The following is a 22,456-nucleotide window of genomic DNA, read 5'->3' on the forward strand; positions in this document are numbered from 1 at the left end:
AGAATATTTGAAGAAATAGAAAACGTTATGACTAGATTAACGGAAATTCTGACTCGTATTCGACCGGCAAGTTTTGTAAAAAAACTCCAGCTAATCCTGATTCTGATTACTCTATCTATGGTGACGTATTTTTTAGCTGTGCCTTTTTTGGGACAAGCCAAATTAGACCTTTCAAAAGATGGAGTTTTTGCACTCGGACAAATTTCACACGATACGATAGCTTCTACTAAAGAGATCATCTACGACGACGAGGAAAAAACGAAAGCCGAAAAATCCAGAGCCTATCAATCGGCAGCCTTTTTTTTTGATAGAGACTCTTCGACTCTTACCAATGATATAAATAGATATATCGAAGAAGATTTTGAAAATCTAAAATCATTGTCCGGGCAAGGACACTCTGCAAAAATTTATTCCATGTTGATCGACAAGAATCCAAGATGGAGAAATCGAAATAAGGAAGACTTGGATGTGCTTATTTCTTATCCTCGAAAAGATAGAATTCGAGAGATGGTGGAACAAGCAGTTAGTTTGATTTTTTTGAGTCATTGTGTTTGTAAAGATATTCCATTCGATAGAAACCTATTGCGTGGCTCAGGAGCAAAAGTAAGGAGTAAAGGTGGGAAAGAAAATATTTCAGTTCTTGAGGGAAGTTTTGTAATCGAAAGGACAGAAATGTACGGAAATCGCATTGTCTCTGAAAGATTGAATAAAATATTAGAAGAGAAATTTTCTAATTCTAATTTTTCACTTTTGCCTATCGTAAAAAAATTAAGTTATTCGTATATATATTCTTTTCCTGCCTGTGTGTTTAATAGTCAGGAGACGGAAAATGAAAGAAAGTCGGCAATGGATAAGGTTGCATCTATCAAGAGTAAGATTAATGCAAATGAAATTATTATTAAATCGGGAGATCTCGTAACACCTGAAATTCGTTATCGTCTTGAAATGCTGAACAAGTATGCGACACGAGCAAACGTAACGTCTATTATTTCTATCTTACTCATACAACTTGTATTTTTAGGAATTATAGTTGTTTATTTAAAAAAATACGATCCAAAACGATTGAATGATGTATCGAGTAATGTAATTGTTTTTTCTTTGATATGGATATTTGTAATTTTTTCTTTTATAAGCTCTAAGTTTTTCTATCTTCCTGAAACAAACTACGATTCGATTTATTATTTTGGCTTATTTGTTCCTGTTGGAATGATTTGTTTGATCTTAGCTTTTATTTATGACGAACAATTGTCTATAGCTATTGGTTTTTATTTATCCTTTTTTGTATTTTTTGCTTCCAGAAACAATTCTACTTCTTTTCTTATCGCATTTTCCGCGACGATTGTATCTGCATACTATGCAGGCAAGGTGAGAAAGAGGATCGACTTTATCAAAGCAGGATTTCTCATAACGTTTATTCAGATGATCATTTCAACCAGTGGTTACCTTTTTGATTCAAGGGTGTATTGGGTGACAGAGCCGAGTGGATCTTTTTTTAGAGACCTCACTAGATCTAACGTATTCAAATTATATACAACTTGCTTTATCAATGGTTTTGTATGCTCTACGATGACTCAGTTTTTACTGCCCATATACGAATATATTTTTAATATCCCGACCAGATTCAAATTGCAAGAACTTGCAGACACTGGACATCCTCTGTTACAAGAAATGTTGACAAAAGCTCCTTCTACATATACTCATACTTTTTTGGTGAGTGCGTTATCCGAAAGAGCTGCGCAAAATCTTGGGCTTGATTGGCTGTTGACTAGAGTAGGAGTATATTTCCATGATATAGGGAAGATTCCGAATGCAGGATTTTTTGTAGAGAATCAACACCTCATTCCTAAAAAAGAAAATATAGATAGGAACAATCCCGGTCTTGCAGCAAAAATTGTAATCGATCACGTTTTAGACGGGATTGAAATGGCAAAAAAAGCTCGATTGCCAAGAGAGGTAATCAATTTTATTCCAGAGCATCATGGTACGAGCACTATGGCTTTTTTCTATCACAGGGCATTGGCTGATTTGTCTTCTTCTCAGAGAAAGAAGGTCAGAAAGCAGGACTTTATGTATCCGGGCCCGAAACCTCAACGAAAAGAAACAGCGATTGTGATGATTGCAGATTCTGTCGAAGCCGCAAGTCGCTCTATGGAAGAAGTTAATTCTCATGCGTTAGACGAATTGATTCAGAAAATCATCAATATTAAGTTATCGGAAAATCAACTCGATGAGAGTGGGCTTACGATAGGCGATCTTTTTGTCATCAAATCTTCTTTTAAGGAAGTTTTGTTATCCAGTCTTCACCAAAGACCTAAATATCCAAGTGAGGAAGAAACTAAGAGATTAGAAAACCGCTCATGATGGAAGTTATTGAAGTTTCTACTTTAAGTAAGCTCCCTTCCCCTCTCAATAGAGCAGATATAAAAAAGCAAATACGAAAAATTTTAAACTACCTTATAGACAATATATCCTATGAGATTTCAGTTATTATAACAAGCGACCTTGAAATTCAAAATTTAAATAAAGAAAAGAGAAATAAAAATAAACCTACCGATGTTTTGTCTTTTCCTGCAGTTCTGGCAGAACTGCAATTGCCTTACTTGGCTTTGGGGGAAGTTGTTATTTCAATCGACACAGCAAAAAGCCAAGCAAAAAAAATTGGGCATAGCTTAAGAGAAGAATTTTATAGATTGCTTGTTCACGGAATCTTGCATTTATTAGGTTACGATCACGAAAAAAGTCAATACCAAGCAAAAAAAATGAGAAGAAAAGAAGACGAATGTCTATCTATAATTTTTAAAAAATCATGCCTCTAAAAAAAGAAACAGGAATAGTATTGAATATGAGGACTTTTTCAGATGTGGATGCGCTAATAACTGTCTTGGGAAAAACTCAACCAAAAGCAAAATATATTCTGAAAGGAATTAAAAAGAGTAAGAATCGCCCGATAGTCGCCTCTGAGATTTCAACTCAAATCCAGTTAGATTTTTATAGCCATGAAAAAGACGAGACCAGAATCGTGAAGGAAGTTAGTGTTGTCAATAGGTTTGAAAAGATAAAATCTTCTTTTGGAGGTTTTGTGTTACTCGGGTACACTTCTGAACTATTAGATCAATTGCTTCCCGATGGAGAGTCTCACACGGCAATCTATAAACTGTATTTAGAATTTTTAAATACTATAGATGAGAATGGGTACTCACCCTTAATCATGCCTTTTTTCAAAATTAAATTATTAGCAGCGGTAGGTCTTTTTAGTGGCGAGTTTCGTTGTATTTTTTGCAATATGGATGTGTTGGAAAAAAAATCTGCATTTATAAATTCAGAGAACTGGGAGGTTACTTGCGGGGATTGTCAGAATATTCAAAAAAATACTATAAATGAAATCAGGTTGTTCAATGCAATTATGAAGAATCGATACTTGAATTTAAAAAATAAGTCGATTCCTCTGCCGCAAATTATAGAAATTGACTATCTTTTGAATTCTTATTTAAAAATATATATTGGAAAGCCGTTAAAAAGTGCTAACATTTTGTATAAATCATTAAAGGAAAACTATGAATTTCTTTATTAAAAGTATAAGTTTTTTATTTATCTTAAATTTTGTGATCTCACTTTTAGTTTTAAATATTCAGTGGGGAAGAAAGACTTTCGTATTGAAGAATTCCGAGAAAACAAAACAAGCCCTGCGTACAGAAAGCAAATCCGTATTTGTGAGATTGTTTGAATTAAAAAATAGCGTATTTATAGAATTGAATAAAGATTTCGAGAAGAGAAAAAAAGTAAGATTGAATTATGAATGAAAAAGATTTATTGAAAAATAGAGTAAAGAAAAAATTAGAAGAAGGAATTCTAAGGTATTTCGATAAAGAAAAAATTGATACAAAATTGGAGGATTGCAGAATTCGAATAGAGTATTCCAGAGATGAAAAATTTGGAGATTATTCTACCCCTTTTGCATTGGAAAATAAATCCATTTTATCGCGAAATCCAAAGGAGATTGCAGAGGGAGTTATTTTATATTTAAGAGAAGAATCAATTTTTGAAAAGGTTGACTTTACTTTTCCTGGGTTCATCAATTTTAGAATTCAAAAAGATTATTTAATTGAGTATATTTCCAATATGCCTATTTCGCCTAACGCATTATTTCCAAAAGTAGAATCCCCGAAAAAAATACTATTTGAGTTCGTGAGCGCAAATCCTACAGGCCCCTTAAATATTGTGTCTGCAAGAGCTGCGGCTATGGGTGATTCTATATGCTCCCTATTGGAGAGAGTCGGGAATACAGTTAGTCGTGAATTTTATGTAAACGATTACGGGAATCAGGTTTTTTTATTGGGCGTTTCTTGCCTTGCGAGGATTCGAGAAACTTTGGGTGAGCCTATTCAGATTGAAGCAGATGATTCTGAAAAATCTATAGAGGAATTGTTTAACGGGAATTTTATTCCTAAAGAAGGGTATCGAGGAGATTACATAAAAAATCTTGCAGAAAAATTTTTAAATAACCCGGACAAAAAAAAACAAATTTTAGATCATCTGGTGGGAAAAAAATACAAAGAAATTTCTGAGTTCTTGTCTCTTTGGTGTGTAGAAGAAAATTTATCTGGACAAAAAAAAGATTTAGAATCGTTTGGGATTCATTTTGATAAATTTTTTAGCGAGAAGTCTTTACACGATTCGGGCGAAGTCGAAAAAACTCGTATATTATTGGAAAAGTCAGGAGATGTTTTTACTGAAGACGGAAAATTATTTTTTCGTTCCACAAAATTTTTAGACGATAAAGACAGAGTTATCGTAAGAGAAGACGGGCGGCCTACCTATTTACTTGCAGATATAGCCTACCACACAAATAAGATGCAAAGAGGATTTGATGTGATGATCAATATTTGGGGGCCGGATCACCACGGTTATATCGCAAGACTAAAAGGTGCGATGAAATCTCTTGGCTATGCGGATGAATCTTTTCAGATATTGATCGCACAACAAGTAAACCTTTTGTCTAAAGGTGAAAAGGTAAAAATGAGTAAGCGTTTGGGGTCTTTTCAAACAATGTCTGAATTGTTAGAATACCTCGGAACAAACTCAAAAGATGTAGGAAGATATTTTTTTGAAATGAGATCGTTAGATGTACCTTTGGATTTTGATTTAGATTTAGCGAAAGATGAATCCGAAAAAAATCCAGTGTTCTATTTGCAATACGCTCATGCGAGAATATGCTCTATATTCAGAGAGGTCGGAGAAGACTTTGACTTGCAGGCGTTAAAAGAGTTGGAGATGACCTCCGAAAGAGAGAGGCTGCTATTTTGGTGTGCGAGATTTCCCGAAGAAGTCTTGGACTCTGCAAATTCTTTTGAACCGCACAGGCTTGCAAACTATTTACAAAATTTAAGCAAAGTTTTTACAAAGTTTTACTCGGCTAAGGAAAATAGACTAAAAAACAGTGAAGGGAGGGTGCGTCATGCGCTATCCTTTCTATGTCGGACTACTGCTGTTTGTTTGAGAGAGGGATTAAAGATCCTCGGAGTGAGTGCTCCTGAAAAAATGAGTAGAAATTCTGACAATGAGTAAATCTCTTTTAAGCATAACTGTAATCTCAACCGGTTCGGAGTTTACTTCCGGAAAAAGTATTGATACAAATTCTTCGTGGATAGCAAATGAATTATTTACACTTGGGTTTCAAGTGAATAAATTTTTAGTATTGCCAGATTCGCTTGAGGTATTGAAAGAGAACATTTGTAATGAGTTATATCAAGAGAAAAATACTCTTGTGATTATGACTGGCGGACTTGGTCCTACAGAAGATGACTATACGTTAGACGCAATTTGTGCAATTTTAAAAAAGAAGCCCCTTCGTAACGAAAAGGCTTTTCAAAGATTAGAAAATTTTTTTCAGAAAAGAGGAAAGGATTACCAGAAGTTAATTCAGGAAGTAGAAAAACAGACAAGAATCCCAGAAGGCTCAACTCATTTAGAAAATTCAGTTGGTATAGCAGCAGGGTTTTTTATTTCTACTGAAAATAATACTCACCTAATTGCGATGCCGGGTGTTCCGGCAGAAATGAAACCAATGTTTTGCAAAGAAGTAGTTCCGATTTTAAAAAATAATTTTCAAAGTAAGAATTTATATTACGATACAAGGTGGGTTTGGGGAATTGGTGAATCGTATTTTCAAAGTAAATTTATTTCTAACTACAAGGACTTGCTCTCCAATATAACGTGGGGAGTTACAGCAAAGTCTGGCTATATTCAAGTAAGTTTTTGTTCCGAGAAAATGGAAAATATTTCTCCTGTTGTCAAAGCAATAGAAAAAGAGTTTGAGCCAAATGTGTCGATAGATATATTTCAGGAAATTCATAAGTTTTTGACATTACACAAAATGAGTCTTGGAACTGCGGAAAGTTGTACCGGGGGGTTTATTGCAAAAAAAATTACAGATCTTGCAGGAGCTTCTGAATATTTTCTTGGCTCTATCGTCTCTTATAGCAATAAAATAAAAATGAAAATTTTGGGTGTTGAGGAAGAGACTCTTAAAAATTTTGGAGCTGTGAGCGAAGAAACCGCAAAAGAAATGGTTATCGGTGCAGAAAATAAGTTGAATTGTGAATATTCTATATCAATCACTGGGATTGCAGGGCCCGGGGGTGGAACAGAAACTAAAAAAGTAGGTTTATGTTATATAGCTGTGAAAAAGAAAGGCAGATCTCCGATTGTTGAGAAGTTTCATTTTCCATTTACCCGTGAACTTTTCAGAGATTACGCATCGAATATGGCTCTTTTTTGCTTGTATAAACTTATTCAAACAAAAAATCTGTAGAAGTGTATTTCTATTTTTTTTCTTCTATCCTTTTTTTTCTATTATTCTTTTTTGTATTAGGAAATAAATATTCTTCGTCTGCGTTTATTCAAAATAATTGGGTCTGGGAGAAGCATACCGAAGATGGGATGTCGCATGACGTACGCTTTTCTGTGAACCCTTTTACTCATTTAAACGGGTATATAAACGAGAATAGGTATTTTGCATTTCAGACAAGGCAAAGTCACGCTTTGAAACCGGATTTTCTTTATCAAATTCCAATTATTGGAAGAGGATTTATAGAGTATGAAAAAATCGGTAAAAAAGTTTCTTACTTCTCTTCAAATCAAGAAATTCTTTGGCAGAAAGATTTTATGAGTTATCCAAAACCGAGCTATGAAGGAAATTTAATTCTACTGGCTTCGGGGGACAATAATCGGGTTTTCCTTTCTGATCTCAACGGGAATTGGATCGGAGAGAAGGTGATAGACGGAAGATTTCTCTCTGATTATTCTTTTGCACAAAATAACGGTGGGGCTATTCTTTTGTTTTCAGGGGGAGAGGTAGTTCGGTTAAACGAAAAAGGGAATCGTGTGTTTTATAAAGATTTTAAAAAGAAAACATTATCGTTTTATAAAAGTATAGCTATTTCGCCTAACGGACAATTTTCTGCTATTCATTATTTGAACGAGGACAAGGATTTTATTTTGTTGTTGGATCAAGCAGGAGATGAGGTTGCGACTCTTCTTTTGCATAAAGTGTATCCACATAAAGTATTTATGGCGATTGGGAATTTAGGGAATCTACAAGTCAATCTACCCGATAGTATTTTTCTATACGAAAAGTCTGGAAAGTTGTTGAGGCATATACAAAAAAAGAAGCGATCTGATATTTACCAGCTTTCCTTCCATACCGGTGAATATTTTGTAGCATCCAATGTAGAAGATATTTATTTTTTTGATAACGATGCAAATATTCTGAAAATTCAAAAAGGGATTTCATTTCCGGTCAGAGCCATTCCTTCTAAATCTTCTAAAGAAATATTTTTAGAAACAAAAAATGAGATATTCCAATTTAGTTTATTCAATTAGGAGAATTTAACACACAAGTGATAGAAAAACCGATAAACGAAAAGTCTGTAGCAAAATTAAGTCTCTTTTATAGATTCGTTGTGTGGCTTATAGCATTTACGAGTAGATATGTATTTCACGGAATTCGTTACTACTTTCCAGATCAAACTAAAATGATTCAATTGACTCATCCTGTGGTGGCTTTTGCAAATCATGTAGATGAAAGAGATGTGCCTTTGCTCGCTTCTATTCATCCTTATTTAAGCCCAAAATCAAAATACTCTCTTCCAGTAAGAAGAGATATAATGGAAAAAAATTTCTTGATTAAGGAGTTTCGTCCAAAAGGAATCGCAAAATTTATTTTTCATATAGTGGATGTTACTAATGTCATCCCAAAACTTTTTAAGTATGTTGGTGGAATTCCAGTTGCAAGACCTTTTAGAGACGATGCAAAAGAATTATTGAGGGCGGGAAAACTTAGAGATATTGTGAATGAGCAGTGGGATGTATTATTGAAAGGAATTCAAAAAGGAAGGAAACTATTTCTATTTCCTGAAGGCACTCTTTCTTCAGACGGATCCATTGGACAAATTCGCAAAGGGGTATTTTTTTTACAGGAAAGAATTCAAAATTTGAATTTGTTGCCTTTTACATTGACTTATGATTTTCTGACCGATAAAAAACCTTTAGCTCACGTCGGTTTTGGAAAAATGTTTCAATTGAAGTCTGGACTCACAGAGCACGAAGTTGCTATGGAGTTAAAAAAGGCTTTAAACTCCTATTTTACGCTAACCTCGGGAAATTTATTTTCTTTTGCAATTTTAACTGAGGATGTTCGTGCAGGGATTGGCAGACATTTTTTATTTTATAAAATGAAAAAATTGGCAGAAGAGTTAGATAAAAAAGGAATCATCTATATAGCCAAAGAGCTTTTAGTAAAATCCTATAACGAGCTTTTTGCAGAAATTTTAGCAAAAGCAAAGCAAGAAGGATTCATTGAGTTTACTTCTGAAAAAAAATATCGTGGGACTGAAAAATTATATTCAATGGTGGCGACTGACGCACCGAATACAGGGAAGAGGCGGTTAAGGAAAGTGCACCCGTATTTGTACCATTTGAATCAGTTGAAGGGATTTCACGACACGATTGTAGAAATTTGGAACAATATTGAGGTATATGATTGAATATGGAATTAAAAGATAAGATAAAAGAATTTTTAAATAATTCGGAGAAATTAGAAAGAACAATCGGATCTGCAATAGATTGTATTTTCTTTTCAGAGATAAATAATTTACTTCCTGAAAAAATTAACATTGATTTACAAGCCTTATCGCTTCTCTCAAATAAAAATAGCGAACTCGATAAAAAGATAGGCACTCTCGAGCATGAAAAAATTATCACTGTGAATTCTTTTCATAAATTGATTAATGAAGAGTCGCTACTGAGTATAAGTGAGTTGGCATCTGTTCCCGGCTATGAGCCCTCTAAAGAATTTTTATTAAAAGTGCTAAATCAAAAACCAATTGTCGAGTTATTGGCAGGAATTATTGAAAGTGCAATCATTGAATTTAATAAAAAAATTAATCCTTTTTTTGGTGCAATACAAGCGACTGGATTAGACAAACAGATTAAATTATTTGTTTACCCATTTTTACCGGGGTTGCTATCCAAGATTGCAGATTTTATTTTTAATTCTCCTAAAGGTGAAGAAGGGAGAGAGTTGATTAGAAATACAATTAAAATATTTTTGACTGCGGAGTTTTCTGAATTTAAGTCCCCTACCCCAAATGAGCTTGAAGAAATCAAATCTAACTTTTTAGTATTGAAAGAATCTATTTTGAAGGATTCTGTTTTTACAGATTCGATGCAAAATATTTATACATCTCTCAGGCAGCACATTTTGCAAGGATCAAAGTCTAAAAATTTACGCGAGTTTCTTGGAATGAGTGAAGATGATTATTCTCTTTTTAGAACAAATCTTGCAAAACAATTGGCGAAAAATATTATTGATTTCAAAAATCGTGAATCTTTAGAACAAACAATTTTTTTGGTTGTTTCTGAAATTGTAGGGTGATGGAATCAAAGAAAGACATTGAATGGCATTTCTTTTTTTATAAGTACAATTCGTAAAATTAGTAGTAACAAAATACATAAGCCGGTTGTCATAACCGCTTTGAAACGAAAAGTATTTTTTTCAGAGTAGAGGAATATAGAATAAGGAAGCGAGAGTGCGTACATTCTGGAGATATTGTCAAACGCTCTCCAATACCCTTCTTCTGCAATAGCGATTTGTAATAAAGTGAAAAAGATGGGAGAGTAAAAAATCAAACTATTCAGTGACCATTTTTTGCCTACAAGAGAAATTAAAAATATAAAATAGAAAAGAAGTGGAATTTTGATAAGCTCGCGAATAATTCCCTTAGAGTCATTGGGTGTATCAAAACTTTTTAACAGTCCGAAAAATGGAAGATCACTAAGCTCTAAAAAATTTAAGGGATTTGTGCCCGGATGAGTGCCTGAAATTGTTTTTGTGTATTGAGTAAAAGAAATATAGGAAAGGATAACAAGGAAAAATACAAGGACTGCACTCCACTTTTTTTGTAAAATGCTGTAGAGAATAAAAGGTGCAATTAAAAATAAAGCTCCTTCTTTAACGAAAAGCGAAATTCCAAAAAGAAATATAGAAAGATACAGATATTTTTTTTTGATAAAATTTTGATTGGATAAAATTTGAGACCTGATAAAAAAATACAAACCAATAATTAAAAAGGAAACCATGAGAGAGTCAGCAACTAATAATAAATCAGAATTTAAAGAGAAAGGAGAAAAAAGATAGAAAAGTGAAAAATATTTCTTATCAGTTTCGCATAACGCTTTTAATGAATAAAAACTCAACAGATGGAAAAGAGTCAATAGAGTGGAAAGTACGAAGGGATAGATTGAAACTCCAAATATTTTTATAAATGGAAAAAGAACAAGACTCAGTCCGATTCTGTGAAATCTCAAATAAAAGGAGTCAAGAATCGGTAAAGAAATATTTTCGGTAACAAGATACTTTGTAATAAGATAGAAAAATTGCCCGTCGTATCCACCATTTTGAAATACGATAATACCTTTACAGAAATATTTCGGGTTTAATTTGAAAAATCCGTCCCAAATTCCAACAAGCGACCAGAGATTATAGTTGTAAGGTTTGATTAGAAAAACTATTAAAAGAATTTTTAAAGCAATGTACATAGCCACAAAATACTTTATCGGCAATCGTTTGAGCTTTTCTATAAAAGGATGAAATAGATTTCGGAAGTGAGTTTTTAGCAATGTTGTATTATACGAGATTATTGAGCAGGTGTTTGTTGAAAAGGTAAGATTCGATTTCTAAATATTTCTCTTCTTCTGATAGTTTCATTATTTCTTTGGCGAGTTTTTTTGCTTGACTGATTTCAATTACCTGAATGATCTTTTTTACTTTTGGTACGAGTGGCAGAGAAACAGAAAATTCTCTTAATCCAAGTCCGATGAGTAAAATTGTAAAGTTTGTATCACTTGCAATTTCTCCACAAATTCCAACAGGAATGTTTTGTTTTTTTGCTATTTGGATTGTATTAACAAGTAGGCGAAAAAAAGATATATGGTATGGATTGTATAGGTCTGAAATTACAGAATTATTTCGATCGACTGCTACAGTGTACTGCAATAAATCATTTGTTCCAATCGAAAAAAAATCACACTCTTTTGTGAATACGTCAGGCGATATTGCAACTGCTGGTGTCTCTACCATAATCCCGATTTTTACTCGCTTGTATGGAACATTCGCACTTTTCAATAAATCTTTGGATTCTTTTAAAAGCTCTTTCGTTTCTATAATTTCTTGGATAGACGTTACCATCGGAAGCATAAGAGAAAGTTCTCCATACACAGAGGCTCTGAGTATGGCTCTTAATTGTTTTTTGAACCAGTTTTTATTTTGCAAACAGTAGCGGATTCCTCTTTTTCCTAAGAAAGGATTTTCTTCTTTTTCGTTTTCAAATTTATCTGCACCAAGATCAAATGTGCGAATGATTACCGGTTTATTTTTCATTCCTTCTACAATTTTCTTATAGGCGTGAAATTGCTCGTCTTCGGTCGGGTTGTTTGAAGGATGCTCTAAAAATAAAGACTCGCTTCTATAAAGACCGATTCCATCTGCTCCATATTTTAGTGCTAGATCGCAATCGCTTTCTGATTCGAGGTTGGCTTTTACTAAAATTCTTGTCCCATCTCTTGTTTCTGCAATTTTTTTTGGTTTGAATTTTGAGTCGCCAAAATCTGTTTTAGAGGAAGCACCAAAAAGTTTAATTTCATTCAAAGAAGGATTTTGAATGATGATTCCTTCGTCAGCGTCTATAAAAATATATTCATCTTCGGAGATTTTTTCAGTAATATCAATCAACCCAACCACTGCGGGAATATTGTAATTTTTTGCAAGAATCGCCATGTGCCCCGTTTTTCCCCCGGTATCGGTTGCAATTGCTTTTACTTTATTTTTATCTAAGTGAATGATTTGAGAGGGAGTTAAAACATGAGCCACTAAAATTACTTCTTCTTTTAAATTTTCCAAGAAAGTGTAGTCGCTTCTTTTCCCGACAAGATTTGCTTCTATTCTTTCTCCTATATCGCGAATATCAACTGCTCTTTCGCTTAAATACCCGTCTCCCAAAGATGATAGTCTTTCAGCAATTTCTTCGATTGTGTTGTGAACTGCGAGAGGTGCGTTTTCTAACTTTTTCTGAATTCTTTCTTTTACGTTTTGAAGGAAGATGGGGTCTTCGAGCATTAATATTTGTGAAGATAATATTTCCACAAGCTCCTTTTTTAACTCTTTTGAAAATTTTTGAATAGTGGATTCTAATTCTTGTTTAGTTAAGTAAATTGTATTTTCAAATTTTTCAATTTCGTGATGTACTTCGTCTTCAGAAATATGTATTTGTAAAATCAGATGCTCTCCGGAAAGAATTTTTAAGCATTTGCCGTAAAATTTTCCGGAGGATGCACTGATTCCTTTGTGGATAATTTTTTTTGAATTGTTCTCCATTTACTCAACAAGATTTATTGTTTGATGATTGAAGAGATTCATTTTTTATTTTGCTCTTTAATTAAATTCAAAGCTCCACCTGCCTTGAACCATTCTATTTGATGCTCATTGTAAGAATGGCTAACTTTGATTTCTTCACTTTTCCCATCCTTGTGATGAAGTGCAAGAGTCAAAGGGATACCGGAGGAAAAATTTGTCAGTCCAAGAATATCAATAGTATCATCTTCTTGAATTTTATCGTAGTCCTCTTTGTTCACAAAAGTCAAAGCAAGCATTCCTTGTTTTTTTAGATTTGTCTCGTGGATTCTCGCAAAAGAGCGTACGAGAACTGCCCTTACTCCAAGAAATCTTGGCTCCATAGCAGCGTGTTCACGAGAAGAGCCTTCTCCATAATTTTCGTCGCCTACTACAATTGAGCCGATTCCTTTTTTTTTGTAGTCTCTTTGGGTTGCAGGTACCGGACCATACTCATCTGTGAGTTGATTTTTTACGTTGTCTGTCTTGTCGTTAAAAAAGTTTACAGCCCCAATGAGCATGTTGTTGGAAATATTGTCCAAGTGTCCTCTGTATTTTAACCAAGGTCCCGCCATAGAAATATGGTCTGTAGTACATTTTCCTTTTGCTTTGATTAAAAGTTTTAGTCCTTTTAAGTCAGTTTTTTCCCAAGGTTTAAAATTGTCCAATAGCTGCAAACGATCTGAATTTGGGTTTACAACGATTTCGATTTTTTCTCCGTCTTCGGCAGGTGCTTGATAACCCGGATCTTTTACGTCAAATCCTTTTTTAGGAAGTTCATCTCCACTCGGAGGATCTAATTGAACTTTCTCGCCTTTTTCATTGATTAGAGTGTCTGTAATCGGGTTGAAAGTAATGTCTCCTGCAATAGCAAGTGCAGTAACAATTTCGGGAGAAGCAACAAAGGCGTGTGTGTTTGGGTTTCCGTCTGCACGTTTAGCAAAGTTTCTATTATAAGAATGCACTATTGTGTTCTTTTCTTTTTTTTCTGCTCCAGCTCTCGCCCACATACCGATACAGGGGCCGCATGCATTGGAGAACACTCTTGCACCGATTTTTTCAAAAGCATCTAAAAAACCGTCTCTCTCTACCGTATAACGTATCTGCTCTGAGCCCGGGTTTATCATAAACTCTGCTTTGGTTTTTAGGTTTTTATCGGCTACTTGTTTTGCTAAACTCATGGCACGAGATAGATCTTCATAGGAAGAATTTGTGCAAGAGCCGACTAAACCTACTTCAACTTTCAGAGGCCATCCATTTTTATTGGCGACTTCTTTCATTTTAGAAATAGGAGTCGCAAGATCCGGTGTAAACGGGCCATTCAAGTGAGGCTCTAACTCGGAAAGATTGATTTCAATTACTTGATCAAAATAATCTTTTGGATTAGAATAAACTTCCGGGTCACCGGTTAAGTGCTCTTGGATTGTGTTTGCTAAATCTGCAACGTCTTTTCTGCCGGTAGATCGTAAATATCTGTCCATACTTTCATCGTAACCGAAAGTAGAAGTAGTGGCTCCAATCTCTGCGCCCATATTGCAAATTGTACCTTTTCCGGTGCAAGAAAGAGATTTGGCTCCTTCTCCAAAATATTCTAAAATACTACCTGTCCCTCCTTTTACCGTAAGAATTCCAGCTACTTTTAAAATTACGTCTTTAGCGGATGCCCAACCGTTTAGTTTTCCAGTCAGATGAATTCCGATGAGTTTTGGAAATTTTAATTCCCAGGGAAGTCCTGCCATAACGTCCACAGCGTCTGCCCCCCCTACTCCGATTGCAATCATTCCCAGACCGCCGGCGTTTACAGTATGCGAATCTGTGCCTATCATCATTCCACCGGGAAAAGCATAATTTTCGAGAACAATCTGGTGTATAATCCCTGCACCCGGCTTCCAAAATCCGATTCCGTACTTATTGGAAATCGAAGATAGAAAATCATAAACTTCTTTATTTCCTTTTTGAGCAACGCTAAGGTCTATAGAGGCTCCCTCTTTTGCTTCTATCAAGTGGTCACAATGGACAGTGGAAGGAACTGCAACTTTCTTTTTACCGGCTTGCATAAATTGCAATAATGCCATCTGTGCGGTTGCATCCTGCATGGCGACTCGGTCGGGTGCAAAGTCAACATAAGAGCTACCCCTTTGAAAAGGGCTTTTAGGCATACTATCGAATAGATGGGAATATAGAATTTTTTGTGTAAGTGTCAGAGGGCGACCTACTAATTTTTTTGCAGCAGCTACCTTTTCCGGTATCATTGAATATACCTTGCGAATCATTTCTATATCAAAAGCCATTTTCTTCCTTCCTGTTTCTTAAAAGATATTATCTTAAATCAATAGTTGAATACTTTTCCAAAAACCGTAAAAAGTCAAGATAAGATTTATTTTCAAAAATTTTTTAAGTGAATAAAAATCGTACTAAAAAAAGGAAGTTCTGGAATTTGAGGCATAGTCATTGGACTTTTTTGTTTTTTTAGTGTAGCCGAATCGAGTCTTTTTAAAAAATAGTTATCCTACCCTTTTTTAATAGGATTGGAAATAAAAATAAGCACTGCAAAAAAAATAGATCGACTTACAGGTGTAGTAGTTTAGAAAGAAATTTCTAAAATTTGAAAATGAAAATTTTTTTTACCTTCTATTTACTTTTACAGTTTTCTTTGTCGGCAGAGCCGTTCCAAGTCGGAGAATTACTTCGTTACAAAATAGTGTGGAAGTTTATGACGGTTGGCTATTCTACTATGGGAGTTCCCGGAACTATTCCTTGCGGGAAATACAATTGCTATATTTTTTTATCTACTGCAAAAGGTACTTCTTTTATCGATAAATTTTTTCCTGTTGAGGATCGGATCACCAGTTTTTGGATTCCAGAACTTAAAAAACCGGTTTGGACAGAAAAAAATTTGAATGAAGGTAATTTTCACAAAAAATACAATGCGGCTTTTCATTTAAAAGAAAAAAAAGCTACTTGGACATTGGAGCAAATTTCAGGGAATTCGAATCGGCCTAAAATTAAAAGAAAAGATGCTGTCTGGAAATACAAACATGGAACTACATACTCTCTTCCAGATGATTTTCAAGATATTTTGTCGGCGGTATATTATATGAGAGGATTCGACACAAAAAAAGATTTAGGACAATCTTTTGAGATTCAATTATTTGATGACTTGAAATTAAGTGTACTGAAAGTTAAAATTATAAAACAAGAAGAGCTGAAATTAGTGGTCAACGGTAAAACTAAAATTTACAATTCAATTGCGACAGAGCCATATTTTCATACGTCAGGAGTTTTTCAGTCTGCGGGGAATATTCGGCTTTGGATTAGTACTGATTACAGAAGAATCCCGTTAAGAATTCAAGCAAAAATTCCTTACATCGGCAGTATTCTTGTTGAATTGGAAGAGGATAACTTACAGAAAATTGAAAAATAGAGTTCACAGTATTTCTATCATAAATTCGATTACTTTTACTTTTGGTAAGTATTTGGTTTTTTTATTTTTGATTTGCGTAACTCACTGCATATCTTTGTTTCCGTATAAAGGAACAGGGTATGTATCGGTTTTGGATTTTGAAGGAAAAAAAATTGCAGAGTTCCCTAAAGATTCTAAGTGGATCGGATTTGATGAATCAAAATATTTTCCATTGAGCGAATTAAACAAATTCCCTAATTTAGAATCTTTAGAAATCAGGTCTCCAAAGTTTACCGATTTGAACGATCTTTCTATGTTTTCTAAATTACGATATTTAAATTTAGATGGGACTTCTATCATACACACCGACTTTTTAAAAAATTTACCGAATTTGGGAACCCTTGTTTTGAATAATACAAATGTTCAAACTATTTCTATCCCAGTTTCTAATAATACAATTTCTAAATTGTATTTGTATAAAACAAAAATTCAGTCACTAAAATTTTTAAAATATTTTACCGAGCTTCGGCACCTCGATTTGAGAAAAACAGAGATATCCGATTTGTCAGAGATTTCTAATTGTAAGAAATTGATGGATTTACAAATAGGAGATACGAAAATTAAAAATTTACACTTTGTTTCTACTCTGAAAGATTTACTTTATATTGATATAGATGGGTTGGAAATTTCAAAAGAAGAATTAGAAAAATTGAGAATTACCAACCCCTATTTAAAAATAGTAAAAAGAAAATATTATTAGCGTTATCATGTAAACTCAATAATTTATTTATTAACGTAAAGATTTCCACCTGAATCTTGGAATTCTTTTGCTTTTTTCTCTAATCCTTTTTCTAACACAGACTCTTCTGCAAGTCCGTTTTGTTTCGCGAAGTCCCTAACGTCTTGAGTAATTTTCATTGAGCAAAAATGAGGACCACACATAGAGCAAAAATGGGCTTCCTTCATTCGGTCTTGGGGCAGCATTTCATCGTGGTAGTTTCTAGCAGTTTCCGGATCCAGAGAAAGATTGAATTGGTCTTCCCAGCGAAATTCAAATCTCGCTTTGCTCAATAAATTATCTCTTTCAATAGCTCCCGGGTGTTGTTTTGCAAGGTCTGCAGCATGGGCAGCTATCTTGTAAGCAATGACCCCTGATTTTACATCTTCTTTATCTGGTAAACCAAGATGTTCTTTGGGAGTAACGTAACAAAGCATAGACGTTCCAAACCAACCGATCATTGCAGCACCAATTGCGGACGTTATGTGGTCATAGCCCGGAGCAATATCAGTAACCAATGGGCCTAACGTATAAAATGGAGCCTCATGACAAATTTCTAATTGCTTGTCCATATTTTCTTTGATTAGATGCATAGGGACGTGTCCAGGCCCCTCAATCATAGTTTGAATGTCATGATCCCAAGCAATTTTAGTCAATTCTCCCAAAGTTTCTAATTCTGCAAATTGAGCTTTGTCGTTGGCATCTGCGATACTCCCCGGTCTTAATCCGTCTCCAAGAGAAAATGCAATATCGTACTTTTTCATAATTTCACAAATATCTCGGAAATGAGTATATAAAAAATTTTCCTTGTGATGAGAAAGACACCATTTTGCAAGAATGGATCCGCCACGCGAAACAATCCCGGTCATCCTGTTGGTAGTGAGCGGTATATATCGTAAAAGTAATCCTGCATGAATAGTAAAATAGTCAACGCCTTGCTCTGCTTGCTCGATTAGAGTTTCTAAAAAAATATCAATATTGAGATTCTCGGCTTTCCCGTTGACTTTTTCTAAAGCTTGATAGATTGGAACAGTCCCTACAGGAACAGGAGAGTTTCGGATAATCCACTCTCTTGTCTCGTGTATGTTTTTTCCGGTAGAAAGATCCATGATCGTATCAGCACCCCATTGTAATGCCCACTGCATCTTTTCTACTTCTTCTTCTATACTTGATCCGAGAATAGAGTTTCCAATATTTGCATTGATTTTTACTAAAAAATTTCTTCCTATAATCATCGGTTCAAGTTCAGGGTGGTTGATATTTGCAGGGATAATCGCTCGGCCTCTTGCAATTTCTGAACGAACAAATTCAGGGTCTATTCCTTCACGCAAACCAACAAAGTTCATTTCTTCGGTGATAATGCCTTTTTTCGCGTAGTGCATTTGAGAGAAAATTTTATCTCCCCTACTCTTTCGCCTTTCGATCCATTCAGCTCTTCTTTTTGGGATTCCCTTTTTTGGGTCATAATTTTGTGGGCCTGAAGTTTCGTACAAGGAAATAATTTCTTTATTGGAAAGTTGTATTGTCTTGTTTGGAATTGAAGAGTCAAGTATTGGTTTATCTGTGATATGGTCTTTCGCAAGACTGGATGGAATATCGGAAAAATTAGACTTCATAAGTTGCCTACCAAAAGTTAATAGTCCGGGAATATTATATTAGTGAAATATTTTATTCTCCGTTTTCCTACGCTGGAATTATCCAGATCAGGTTCCGGGGAACTCTCTCAGCCTAAGGCATATAGCCATAAACACCCCCAACGGACTGATATTTAGACTTTCGCTTTAAAAGAAAATGTCAAGTTTTATTTTGAAGAGGAAAGTTTTTTCATTATAGATAGATCGTAAAAAAATTCTTTTGTGTTTAGATAATATGAATACTTTCCGGCATAGTTAGACAAGATATCATTAAACGAGTTTCCTCCTTTTGTCGTAAAATACCCTGATTGAAAAAGCCTGTGTCCAGTGTGACTGAATCGGAATAAAATGCTATCTGAGAGCCTATAATAAATTTCACCTTTGTATTGAAATCCGAATCCCCCCGACTCACCATTGAAGTTCATTGCTCTCCAATAATGGAAGTCTTTGAATTTATTAACACCATATACTATGTCAAATGAAAACTCCAGCGTTAAGCGATCTTTGGAGACCTTGTATCCAAGTCCAATCGGGAATTCTAAAACAGAATTTGCATAGGAAAGTCCCTTTCCTATGGGTTTGTATGTTATTGGGTTGGTAGCGACAAACTGGATTACGTCATAGATATAGTATTTGAAGTAGGAATACCTTAACCCGGTGGAAATAAAAAATCCATCGGAAGGTTTCCAGAAATCTGGTGACGCATCTCCAAAATAATAACGAATGTTCGGTTCGATTTTATATTCAGAAACTGTGGATATCCCTTTTCCATCGGCAAAATTTTGAGTTCCCGAAAATACGTAAGCCGAGTCGTGCAGAGACCATTCTCTTGTTGCTATTTTAGTTCCGTTTTCCGGTGAATTTGCCCGTAGAAAAAAGTCTTCATCTCTTGCTTCTCCAGAGTTGACAAAATTTCCGGTGGTTATAAATTTTCCGCTTAAAAGAAAGCGATTGTACACTTGTGAAGCTTGAATTCCAAGAGAGTTGAAATTTCTTGGGTAAGTGATTCGTGAGCCTCCTTTTAAACCTGAAAGATTATCGTATTTGTTGCCAGTTTCAAAAATATGCTCACCATTATTTCTTTCTGCAACCAGAGCAAGGGTGGTTTGTGAAAAAATTTTTACCTGAAAAAAAAGTAGGATGAAGAGAAAACTAAAAAATCGCATTTGTATAATATTTATAGGGTGAAATGATTTCACCCTATAAATATTGGAGAAATCAATGACTTTGCTATGCCTGTTATTTTTAGTTTTTAATGGTTTTGGTTTTTGTAAAGTCAGTTTATTTGAGTTGTTTGTTTTTCTCGCCTTTTCCCCTCTTCTATTGCTCGGTAGTACTTGTGTTGCTTTTCTGATTTGATTAGTCCCAGCATGCATCGCAGTACACTTTCATTAAAATTTGTAGGAGTTCCTACACTCAGGGACTTTTCTATATCGGGGTTTTTGCCTTCTAATATTTCCAGCTTTATAGAAAGGAGAGTGAAGAAAAAAAGGCATCGAGAGTCACCAGTACCATTCGACAATATCGAAAGTTTTATCCAATCATCACCTATTGGTCGAAAGCTTTTTTTGAATAGATTTTGGCCTTCCATTTGATAGGAGCTTTGAATTTTCTTAGATGTATTTTGTTCCTCGTTTAAGGGTAAAATTTTATAGTTTGCAATTAGTCGATTTAGAATTTTAGGGATGTCTTTTAAACGATAAAATTTACGTAATTTTATCACGGTCTTTTCAGGAATCAACAAGGTCGCAACTTGATTGCTTGCTTTTAAAGAATTTTTTAAATCGAATTCCGTAAATGTTTGTTTTTTGTTCATATCCTTTAAGGTAAAATAATAATAAGATAGAAAATTTTTTTTTCTTCTAATTTCATATTTGAGTTAATTTTTTTCTTTAATATGTAGCTAATGTGTGTGTGAAAAAATTCACGATAATCGAAAAATAATAAAAAATGTAGGAGTTCCTACAAAAAATTTAAGAGACATAATTCTTGACAGGAAAAGAGTCCTATACAAAATAGAGCAAAAAAAGGGCATGAAAAAAATAAGAGCAAACGAGGAAATCACTCCGGAAGAAATCGGACTGAGGTATGCTGTATCAGATTTGGATTTTTTGTCTTTAGTAAAAGAATATAAAATTCCTATTGAAAAAAGTGGAAATTATAGAATTTCCATTCTTGATAAATATTTCTCCATCGCTGAAAATAGAAATTTTAATTCTAACATAATTGCGATTACTAACCAGAAAGGTGGAGAAGGAAAAACTACTCTTTCCCTATGTCTTGCTGAAGCACTTTCACTTGAATCAAAGGTGCTGCTTGTTGATTGGGATGCACAAGCAAACGCGACTCGTTTATTTTTTAATGACTTAGACACTTCAATATTTGATTGCTTGCATTATAGAGATAAAGAGCCTATGAAAATTCAAGATATAATTCAGAGAGTTTTTGATCGCTATGATCTTGTTCCATCTTCTATTCGCCTTGCAAATTTAACTACACCGTATGAGCGAGATGATTTTGAATTATTAAAAGATGCATTGTTGCCTGTTCGGTCTTCTTACGAATATATAATCGTTGATTGTCCACCTTCATTGGGCCTTGGATTAGAGAATGCTTTGATTGCTGCAGATTATGTAATTGTTCCGATCCAAGCGAGGGCTTTTAGTATTCAAGGAATTCAAGATTTACACAATACCATTGAAAAAATACGCAAAAAAGTGAATCCGAACCTTGAATTATTGGGTGCAATCCTAAATCAATTTGAGGAATCTAGGGCTTTATCGGGAATTAGCCAAAGTATAAAAAAATATTTTCCTGTATTCCAAACAGTTATTAATAGAAGAGAAAGTATTCCACAGAGTCAAGTTAAGCGTAAATTACTTTTTGATTATGATAAAAAAGCATTAAAGAATTTTCAGGAATTAGCTTTAGAAATAAAGCAAAAGATATATGTCCAAGCGAAATGATTTTGCAGCTATAGATCTCATTACTGCGTATAGTGAGAAAAAAAATGCCCCTGATAAAATTGATATTTCTAGTATTGTATTGGATCAAAACCAACCACGTGTTTTTGGTAAAAATGAAATTGATGATTTAGTAGAGTCAATGAGAAGACTCGGACTTATTGAACCAATAATTGTTAGAAAGGAAAAATCACAATTTATTATAGTTGCCGGGGAGAGAAGATACCGGTCTGCGATTCAACTTGGTTGGAAGGATATCCCCGCAATTGTTACTGAGGTAAAAGAAGATCTTTGTTATGAAATTTCACTCGCTGAAAATGAAAAAAGGAAAAATTTAAACCCGTGGGAAGTTGGGCGAGCCATTCAATATTTACGAAAAGAGAAAAAGAGATCTGTTAAGGAAGTATCAGAATTGCTTGGATATACCGAAAGATATATTAAGCAATTGAGTTCAATTGCAAGGCTAGAACAAAATTCTGTTTATGATTTGTTAAAAAGTGGAAAAGAAGCAAGTGTTAAAAATTTAGAATCTTTGCTAAAATTTAAAGAGGGTAGGGGTGAAATGATTTCACCCAACAAGAAGTTATCCGACATAATTCGGATTAACTTGAAGAAATTACCCCAAAAGCAAAAAGAGACTTTTTTCCGCGAACTTAATGCATTAAAGAAAAAGTTCGGACTTTCTTAGCTCTCAGCAGTAATCATTTTCGCCTATTAATGTAATTTAGTCTT

Annotated in this window: 18 protein-coding genes and 1 riboswitch; of the genes, 12 read left to right on the plus strand and 6 right to left on the minus strand. The window is 34.3% G+C overall.

All coding sequences use genetic code 11. The features are described from left to right. Nucleotides 1-27: 27 nt before the first annotated feature. The 8 genes from HS129_15565 (at nucleotide 28) to HS129_15600 (ending at nucleotide 9,934) form a co-directional block, all read left to right on the plus strand. The gene (locus HS129_15565) at nucleotides 28-2,361 is read left to right on the plus strand and encodes an HDIG domain-containing protein (protein ID MBE7413453.1); all 2,334 of its coding nucleotides are present in this window, start codon (nucleotides 28-30) and stop codon (nucleotides 2,359-2,361) included. Continuing rightward, nucleotides 2,361-2,816, plus strand: a complete 456-nt coding sequence (ybeY, locus tag HS129_15570; GenBank protein ID MBE7413454.1) for an rRNA maturation RNase YbeY — start codon at nucleotides 2,361-2,363, stop codon at nucleotides 2,814-2,816. Before HS129_15565 ends, ybeY begins: the two co-directional genes overlap by 1 nt. Then, nucleotides 2,807-3,571 carry a DNA repair protein RecO gene (recO, locus tag HS129_15575; protein ID MBE7413455.1) on the plus strand — a complete coding sequence of 255 codons (765 nt, stop codon included), beginning with the start codon at nucleotides 2,807-2,809 and terminating at the stop codon, nucleotides 3,569-3,571. The genes ybeY and recO overlap by 10 nt, the downstream gene beginning before the upstream one ends. Nucleotides 3,572-3,792: 221 nt before the next feature. Next, the gene (locus tag HS129_15580) at nucleotides 3,793-5,565 is read left to right on the plus strand and encodes an arginine--tRNA ligase (GenBank protein ID MBE7413456.1); all 1,773 of its coding nucleotides are present in this window, start codon (nucleotides 3,793-3,795) and stop codon (nucleotides 5,563-5,565) included. After that, nucleotides 5,558-6,811, plus strand: coding sequence for a CinA family nicotinamide mononucleotide deamidase-related protein (locus HS129_15585; GenBank protein ID MBE7413457.1), 1,254 nt, complete (start codon nucleotides 5,558-5,560; stop codon nucleotides 6,809-6,811). Before HS129_15580 ends, HS129_15585 begins: the two co-directional genes overlap by 8 nt. 128 nt (nucleotides 6,812-6,939) lie before the next feature. Further along, nucleotides 6,940-7,881 carry a hypothetical protein gene (locus HS129_15590; protein ID MBE7413458.1) on the plus strand — a complete coding sequence of 314 codons (942 nt, stop codon included), beginning with the start codon at nucleotides 6,940-6,942 and terminating at the stop codon, nucleotides 7,879-7,881. 17 nt (nucleotides 7,882-7,898) lie between these two features. Further along, nucleotides 7,899-9,044: a 1-acyl-sn-glycerol-3-phosphate acyltransferase gene (locus tag HS129_15595; GenBank protein MBE7413459.1), complete on the plus strand. Its 1,146-nt coding sequence runs from the start codon at nucleotides 7,899-7,901 to the stop codon at nucleotides 9,042-9,044. Between the two features lie 2 nt (nucleotides 9,045-9,046). Then, the gene (locus HS129_15600) at nucleotides 9,047-9,934 is read left to right on the plus strand and encodes a hypothetical protein (protein ID MBE7413460.1); all 888 of its coding nucleotides are present in this window, start codon (nucleotides 9,047-9,049) and stop codon (nucleotides 9,932-9,934) included. A 5-nt stretch (nucleotides 9,935-9,939) separates the two neighbouring features. Here HS129_15600 and HS129_15605 read toward each other — a convergent pair whose 3' ends face one another. From HS129_15605 to HS129_15615, 3 genes are all read right to left on the minus strand, one after another. Beyond that, nucleotides 9,940-11,121: a hypothetical protein gene (locus HS129_15605; GenBank protein ID MBE7413461.1), complete on the minus strand. Its 1,182-nt coding sequence runs from the start codon at nucleotides 11,119-11,121 to the stop codon at nucleotides 9,940-9,942. A 64-nt stretch (nucleotides 11,122-11,185) separates the two neighbouring features. Further along, nucleotides 11,186-12,931 (minus strand): phosphoenolpyruvate--protein phosphotransferase, encoded by a 1,746-nt coding sequence (gene ptsP / locus HS129_15610; protein ID MBE7413462.1) that lies wholly within the window; start codon nucleotides 12,929-12,931, stop codon nucleotides 11,186-11,188. A 38-nt stretch (nucleotides 12,932-12,969) separates the two neighbouring features. Beyond that, nucleotides 12,970-15,237, minus strand: coding sequence for an aconitate hydratase (locus HS129_15615; GenBank protein ID MBE7413463.1), 2,268 nt, complete (start codon nucleotides 15,235-15,237; stop codon nucleotides 12,970-12,972). Nucleotides 15,238-15,557: 320 nt separating this feature from the next. Here HS129_15615 and HS129_15620 point away from each other — a divergent pair, with 320 nt between their 5' ends. Both HS129_15620 and HS129_15625 read left to right on the plus strand, forming a co-directional pair. Further along, nucleotides 15,558-16,370, plus strand: coding sequence for a DUF3108 domain-containing protein (locus HS129_15620; protein MBE7413464.1), 813 nt, complete (start codon nucleotides 15,558-15,560; stop codon nucleotides 16,368-16,370). Continuing rightward, on the plus strand, nucleotides 16,360-17,109 hold the full coding sequence (locus HS129_15625) for a leucine-rich repeat domain-containing protein (GenBank protein MBE7413465.1): 750 nt from the start codon (nucleotides 16,360-16,362) through the stop codon (nucleotides 17,107-17,109). The genes HS129_15620 and HS129_15625 overlap by 11 nt, the downstream gene beginning before the upstream one ends. A gap of 23 nt (nucleotides 17,110-17,132) precedes the next feature. Here HS129_15625 and thiC read toward each other — a convergent pair whose 3' ends face one another. The 3 genes from thiC to HS129_15640 form a co-directional block, all read right to left on the minus strand. Then, nucleotides 17,133-18,743, minus strand: coding sequence for a phosphomethylpyrimidine synthase ThiC (thiC, locus tag HS129_15630; GenBank protein MBE7413466.1), 1,611 nt, complete (start codon nucleotides 18,741-18,743; stop codon nucleotides 17,133-17,135). Between the two features lie 47 nt (nucleotides 18,744-18,790). Beyond that, a riboswitch (TPP riboswitch) is annotated at nucleotides 18,791-18,892 on the minus strand. A 36-nt stretch (nucleotides 18,893-18,928) separates the two neighbouring features. Next, complete coding sequence (locus HS129_15635) at nucleotides 18,929-19,927, minus strand: putative porin (protein ID MBE7413467.1); 999 nt, start codon at nucleotides 19,925-19,927, stop codon at nucleotides 18,929-18,931. A gap of 110 nt (nucleotides 19,928-20,037) precedes the next feature. Next, the gene (locus HS129_15640) at nucleotides 20,038-20,577 is read right to left on the minus strand and encodes a DUF1564 family protein (protein MBE7413468.1); all 540 of its coding nucleotides are present in this window, start codon (nucleotides 20,575-20,577) and stop codon (nucleotides 20,038-20,040) included. A gap of 217 nt (nucleotides 20,578-20,794) precedes the next feature. Between HS129_15640 and HS129_15645 the strand changes: the two genes are divergently transcribed. After that, nucleotides 20,795-21,727 (plus strand): AAA family ATPase, encoded by a 933-nt coding sequence (locus HS129_15645; GenBank protein MBE7413469.1) that lies wholly within the window; start codon nucleotides 20,795-20,797, stop codon nucleotides 21,725-21,727. Then, the gene (locus HS129_15650; protein ID MBE7413470.1) at nucleotides 21,711-22,412 is read left to right on the plus strand and encodes a ParB/RepB/Spo0J family partition protein; all 702 of its coding nucleotides are present in this window, start codon (nucleotides 21,711-21,713) and stop codon (nucleotides 22,410-22,412) included. Before HS129_15645 ends, HS129_15650 begins: the two co-directional genes overlap by 17 nt. The last annotated feature ends 44 nt before the right edge of the window (nucleotides 22,413-22,456 follow it).

It is taken from the genome of Leptospiraceae bacterium (assembly GCA_015075105.1).
In the GTDB taxonomy this organism is placed as follows: domain Bacteria; phylum Spirochaetota; class Leptospiria; order Leptospirales; family Leptospiraceae; genus JABWCC01.

What these genes read in the sequence shown, in the direction of transcription:
- ptsP (MBE7413462.1), bottom strand. Translation starts at nt 12,931, where the DNA reads ATGGAGAACAATTCAAAAAAAATTATCCACAAAGGAATCAGTGCATCC.
- HS129_15600 (MBE7413460.1), top strand. Translation starts at nt 9,047, where the DNA reads ATGGAATTAAAAGATAAGATAAAAGAATTTTTAAATAATTCGGAGAAA.
- HS129_15650 (MBE7413470.1), top strand. Translation starts at nt 21,711, where the DNA reads ATGTCCAAGCGAAATGATTTTGCAGCTATAGATCTCATTACTGCGTAT.
- HS129_15580 (MBE7413456.1), top strand. Translation starts at nt 3,793, where the DNA reads ATGAATGAAAAAGATTTATTGAAAAATAGAGTAAAGAAAAAATTAGAA.
- HS129_15635 (MBE7413467.1), bottom strand. Translation starts at nt 19,927, where the DNA reads ATGCGATTTTTTAGTTTTCTCTTCATCCTACTTTTTTTTCAGGTAAAA.
- thiC (MBE7413466.1), bottom strand. Translation starts at nt 18,743, where the DNA reads ATGAAGTCTAATTTTTCCGATATTCCATCCAGTCTTGCGAAAGACCAT.
- ybeY (MBE7413454.1), top strand. Translation starts at nt 2,361, where the DNA reads ATGGAAGTTATTGAAGTTTCTACTTTAAGTAAGCTCCCTTCCCCTCTC.
- HS129_15645 (MBE7413469.1), top strand. Translation starts at nt 20,795, where the DNA reads ATGAAAAAAATAAGAGCAAACGAGGAAATCACTCCGGAAGAAATCGGA.
- HS129_15565 (MBE7413453.1), top strand. Translation starts at nt 28, where the DNA reads ATGACTAGATTAACGGAAATTCTGACTCGTATTCGACCGGCAAGTTTT.
- HS129_15620 (MBE7413464.1), top strand. Translation starts at nt 15,558, where the DNA reads ATGAAAATTTTTTTTACCTTCTATTTACTTTTACAGTTTTCTTTGTCG.
- recO (MBE7413455.1), top strand. Translation starts at nt 2,807, where the DNA reads ATGCCTCTAAAAAAAGAAACAGGAATAGTATTGAATATGAGGACTTTT.
- HS129_15615 (MBE7413463.1), bottom strand. Translation starts at nt 15,237, where the DNA reads ATGGCTTTTGATATAGAAATGATTCGCAAGGTATATTCAATGATACCG.
- HS129_15640 (MBE7413468.1), bottom strand. Translation starts at nt 20,577, where the DNA reads ATGAACAAAAAACAAACATTTACGGAATTCGATTTAAAAAATTCTTTA.
- HS129_15585 (MBE7413457.1), top strand. Translation starts at nt 5,558, where the DNA reads ATGAGTAAATCTCTTTTAAGCATAACTGTAATCTCAACCGGTTCGGAG.
- HS129_15590 (MBE7413458.1), top strand. Translation starts at nt 6,940, where the DNA reads ATGTCGCATGACGTACGCTTTTCTGTGAACCCTTTTACTCATTTAAAC.